At 70.5% G+C, this 4841-nt stretch carries 3 protein-coding genes; all 3 read left to right on the forward strand.

Going from position 1 to position 4841, the window contains the following annotated elements:
* Positions 1-31 precede the first annotated feature (31 nt).
* The 3 genes from P3W75_RS16675 to P3W75_RS16685 all read left to right on the forward strand — a co-directional run bounded on the left by P3W75_RS16675 (position 32) and on the right by P3W75_RS16685 (position 4736).
* Entirely contained in the window at positions 32-1684 is a 1653-nt protein-coding gene (locus P3W75_RS16675; protein ID WP_276228418.1) for a VRR-NUC domain-containing protein, read from the forward strand.
* A complete protein-coding gene (locus tag P3W75_RS16680) occupies positions 1681-4077 on the forward strand; it encodes an ATP-dependent DNA helicase (protein WP_276228419.1) in 2397 nt (798 codons plus the stop codon). The genes P3W75_RS16675 and P3W75_RS16680 overlap by 4 nt, the downstream gene beginning before the upstream one ends.
* Before the next feature lie 89 nt (positions 4078-4166).
* Positions 4167-4736 carry a DUF4865 family protein gene (locus P3W75_RS16685; protein ID WP_276228420.1) on the forward strand — a complete coding sequence of 190 codons (570 nt, stop codon included), beginning with the start codon at positions 4167-4169 and terminating at the stop codon, positions 4734-4736.
* Positions 4737-4841 lie beyond the last annotated feature (105 nt).

Raw genomic sequence — 4841 nt, forward strand, 5'->3', positions numbered from 1 at the left:
CTGTATAAAGATACAGCCCTCGTCCTCGCCCATGCCTTTCCAGACCGACCCGCGCTTCTACTACCTGGCCAACTTCCACCGCGCCCTCGGCTGGCTGGAAGAACGCTACGACGACCTCTTCGACGCCAGTGAACGCGCCTTCCTCCGCGACTTCCACGGCCTGCCGCTGGAAGCCCGCGCGCTGCTGGTGCGGCTGATCATGCGCAAGGGCCCGCACTTTCGCGCGAGCAAGCTGGACTACCCGGAGATCGGCTGCCCGCGCGCGGCCGCCGCGCCGCTGCTGCAGGCCGGCTGGCTCGACGGCGGCGCCGCGCTGGGCCTGGAGGAACTCTTCGGGCTGCTGCGCAAGGACGAAATCCTCGCCTGCTTCGGCGCGCGCCTGTCCAGCCGCCAGCTGCGCAAGCCCGAGCTGCTCGCCGAACTGGCCGAGGCCGACGCCGCGCCGCGGCCCTTCGCCGACTGGTGTCCACAAATGGACGAGCCGGTCTACAGCCTGGCCATAGGCGCGCTGATCGAACGCCTGCGCCTGATGTTCTTCGGCAACCTGCACCAGGACTGGACCGAGTTCGTCCTCACCGACCTGGGCATCCTGCGCTACGAAACGCCGCCGCTCACGCTCGAATCGCGCGGCTTCGCCAGCCGCGCGGAAATCGACGCCCAGCTGTTCCTGCAACGCTGCCGCGAAGCCTTCGAGCTGGGCGCCGGCGCCGAGCAACTGCTGCCGCTGATCGCCGCCGTGGACTGCGCCACCGCGCACCTGCAACGCCGGCGCGGCCGCCTGCTGTTCCATATCGGCCAGCAGCTGGAGCGCGAGGCCGACTGGGAATCCGCCCTGCGGGTCTACGCCGCCAGCGAGCACAGCGCCGCCCGCCAGCGCCAGGTGCGCGTGCTGGAGCGCCTGGAACGCCACGCCGAGGCCTACGAGCTGGCCCTGCAGGCCGAGGCCCGGCCGCAGGACGCCGCCGAAGCGCAGCTGATCGAGCGCGCCCTGGTGCGCCTGCGCCGCCAGCTCGGCGTCGCCCAGCCGGCGCGAAGCAAGGCCGCGCCGCCGGCGCGCATCGACCTGGAACTGACCCCCGTCGCCGGGCTGAGCGTCGAACAGTGCGTGCAGCTGCACCTGGACCGCCCCGAGGCCCCGGTGCACTACGTGGAGAACACCCTGATCTGCAGCCTGTTCGGCCTGCTCTGCTGGGATGTCATCTTCGCCCCGCTGCCCGGCGCCTTCTTCCACCCCTTCCACAGCGGCCCGGCGGACCTCAACGACAGCCGCTTCCGCGAACGCCGCGCCGCGCTGTTCGATGCGCGCCTGGCGTTGCTGGAGAACGGCGCCTACGCCGACGAAATCCGTCGCATCCACCGCGCCAAGCAGGGCCTGCAATCGCCCTTCGTGTACTGGGAGCTGCTCGACGAACCCCTGCTGGAACAGGCCCTGGCCTGCCTGCCGGCGACGCACCTCAAGGCCTGGTTCGGCCGCCTGCTCGACGACCTGCAGGCCAACCGCGCCGGCATGCCCGACCTGATCCAGTTCTACCCCGGCGAAGGCCGCTACCGGATGATCGAGGTGAAGGGCCCCGGCGACCGCCTGCAGGACAACCAGAAGCGCTGGCTGGCGTTCTGCGCCGAGCACGGCATGCCGGTGGAGGTCTGCTACGTGACCTGGGCCGGCGCGGGCGAAGCGGCATGAACTACCAGGTCGCGGTGCGCGCCCTCTGCGAATTCACCGCCAAGGTCGGCGACCTCGACCTGCGCTTCACCCCCTCGCCCACCGCCCAGGAAGGCATGGCCGGGCACGCCACCGTGGTCGGCCGCCGTGGCCCCGGCTACATCGCCGAACTGCCGCTGGCCGGCGCCTACCGCAACCTGGTGGTGCGCGGCCGCGCCGACGGCTACGACCCGGCGCGCAACTGCCTGGAAGAGATCAAGACCCACCGCGGCGACATTTCGCGCATCCCCGACAACCACCGCCAGCTGCACTGGGCCCAGGCCAAGGTCTACGGCTGGCTGCTCTGCGCCCAGCAGGACCTGGAGCGCATCGACCTGGCGATCGTCTACTTCAACGTCATGACGCAGAAGGAAACGGTGCTCCAGGAGCGCTTCGAGGTCGACGAACTGCACGCCTTCTTCGAGCAGCAGTGCCAGCGCTTCATCGTCTGGGCCGAACGCGAGATGGCCCACCGCGCGGCCCGCGATGTCGCCCTGGAGCGCCTGAGCTTCCCCTGGCCGCAGTTCCGCCACGGCCAGCGCCAGCTCGCCGAAGCGGTATACCGCGCCGCCCGCGACGGCCGCCACCTGATGGCCCAGGCCACCACCGGCATCGGCAAGACCCTCGGCACCCTGTTCCCGCAACTCAAGGCCATGCCCGGCCAGGGCCTCGACCGGCTGTTCTTCCTCAGCGCCAAGACCCCCGGCCGGCGCCTGGCCCTGGAGGCCCTGGCGAGCCTGCGCCAGGACGACCCGGCGCTGCCGCTGCGGGTGCTCGAACACGTGGCCCGCGACAAGGCCTGCGAACATCCGGACAAAGCCTGCCACGGCGACTCCTGCCCGCTGGCCAAGGGTTTCTACGACCGCCTGCCGGCCGCCCGCGTGGCCGCCCTCGACGGCGCCTGGCTGGACCAGGCGCGGGTCCGCGAAGTGGCCCGCGAGCACGCCATCTGCCCCTACTACCTGAGCCAGGAACTGAGCCGCTGGGCCGACGTGGTGGTCTGCGACTACAACTACTACTTCGACATGAGCGCCCTGCTCTACGCCCTCACCGCGCTCAACGAATGGAAGGTGGCGCTGCTGGTGGACGAGGCGCACAACCTGGTCGAGCGCGGCCGCAAGATGTACACCGGCGAGCTGGACCAGGCGGATTTCCTCGACCTGCGCCGGGTCGCACCGAACAAGCTGAAAGGCGCGCTGGACCGCGTCGGCCGCCACTGGAACCAGCTGCACCGCGACCAGGAAGTGGAATACCAGGTCTACCCGCTGGCCCCGGAACTGTTCATCCTCGCCCTGCAGAAGGCGGTGACGGCGATCACCGACCACCTCAGCGAACAGCCCGACGGCAACAGCCTGGAACTGCTGAGCTTCTACCTCGACGCCATGGCCTTCTGCCGCCTGGCCGAAGCCTTCGGCGAACACTCGCTGTTCGACATCACCCGCCGCGAGAGCGAAAGCGGCCGGGTCTACTCGACCCTATGCCTGCGCAACCTGATCCCCGCGCCCTTCCTCGGCCCGCGCTTCGAGGAGGCGCACAGCTGCACGCTGTTCTCCGCCACCCTGACCCCGGCGCACTACTACCGCGACCTGCTCGGCCTGCCGGCGGACACCGCCTGGATCGACGTGGAATCGCCGTTCCGCGCCGAACAGCTGGAAGTGCAGGTGGTGCGCAACCTGTCCACCCGCTACCAGCACCGCGCGCAGTCGGTGCGGCCGATCTGCGAGCTGATGGCGCGCCAGTACCGCGAGCGGCCGGGCAACTACCTGGCGTTCTTCAGCAGCTACGCCTACCTGGAGCAGGTGCGCGAACGCTTCGTCCGCGACGAGCCGGACGTGCCGGTCTGGGTGCAGGCGCGGAACATGGACGAAACCGAGCGCGAAGGCTTCCTCGAACAGTTCCGCAACGGCGGCCGCGGCATCGGCTTCGCCGTGCTCGGCGGGGCCTTCGGCGAAGGCATCGACCTGCCCGGCGACCGCCTGATCGGCGCCTTCGTCGCCACCCTCGGGCTGCCCCAGGTGAACGCGGTGAACGAGCAGATCCGCGAGCGCATGCACCGTCAGTTCGGGGATGGCTACGACTACACCTACCTCTACCCCGGCCTGCAGAAGGTGGTGCAGGCCGCCGGCCGGGTGATCCGCACCCAGCAGGACCAGGGCGTGGTCTGGCTGATCGACGACCGCTTCGGCCAGAGCCAGGTGCGCCAGCTGCTGCCGCGCTGGTGGACGGTGCAGAGCACGCGCCTGGCCCTGCCGCCGCCCGAACCCGAGGCGGAACCGCGCGCGCCACGCAAGATCGCCCCGCCACCGCCGCGCCAGCGCCCGGCGCGGCCGAAGCCGGAGCAGGCCCAGGGCGAGCTGGGCCTCAATGATTTCTAGATCGAATCACTGAAACACGAATCCATATCTGTTTCGCCTGACAGCGACCGCGCAGACTGCCTTCACGCCACCTGCAGAAGGAGTCCGCCATGTTCGCCATGCAATACAGCCACCGCCTCCCGGCGGGCCACGACCTCCAGGCCATCCGCCAGCGCGCCGCCGCCAAGGGCCCGGACTGGGACGCCCGGCCCGGCCTGATCGCCAAGGCCTTCGTCCTCCAGGAACAGGGCCGCCACGGCGCCGAAGGCAACCTCTACGCCTCGGTCTACCTCTGGCACGAGCCCGGCGAAGCCGCGAGCTTCCTCGCCGGCGACGCCTTCCAGAGCGTGATCGACAGCTTCGGCCGCCCGAACATCGAGACCTGGCTGCCCCTGCTTGCCCGCCGTGGCCCGGCCTTCGCGCAACCCGCCCGCGCCCTGTACCGTGAGGAACTGCCACTACCCGGCACCGGCGCTGCCGCCCTGCGCGACGGCGCGCTGGCCGCCGGCGAGGCACTGCTGGGCCGGGAGGATGTGCTGGCGGTCTGGGTAGCGGCCGACCTGCAACGCTGGAGGCTGCTGCGCTTCAGCGTGAGCGCCGGGGCGCTGGAGCTGCGTGCGGACAGCGTCGGCTACGAAGTCCTGTACCTGGCACGGCCAGGGCTGGAGCGACTGCCATGAACGACAGGCAGAAACGGGAACTGACGGCACAGCTGGCAGGGCTGGCCTTCGGCGCCTTCCTGGTGCTGGGCATGGCCTGGGGCGTGGCGCGGGTGGCGCGGGTGC

Origin of the sequence: Pseudomonas citronellolis (genome assembly GCF_029335315.1) — a bacterium.
GTDB classification, from domain to species: domain Bacteria; phylum Pseudomonadota; class Gammaproteobacteria; order Pseudomonadales; family Pseudomonadaceae; genus Pseudomonas; species Pseudomonas citronellolis_A.

Coding starts and splice junctions, on each gene's coding strand:
- P3W75_RS16680 (WP_276228419.1), top strand. CDS start 1,681: ATGAACTACCAGGTCGCGGTGCGCGCCCTCTGCGAATTCACCGCCAAG.
- P3W75_RS16685 (WP_276228420.1), top strand. CDS start 4,167: ATGTTCGCCATGCAATACAGCCACCGCCTCCCGGCGGGCCACGACCTC.
- P3W75_RS16675 (WP_276228418.1), top strand. CDS start 32: ATGCCTTTCCAGACCGACCCGCGCTTCTACTACCTGGCCAACTTCCAC.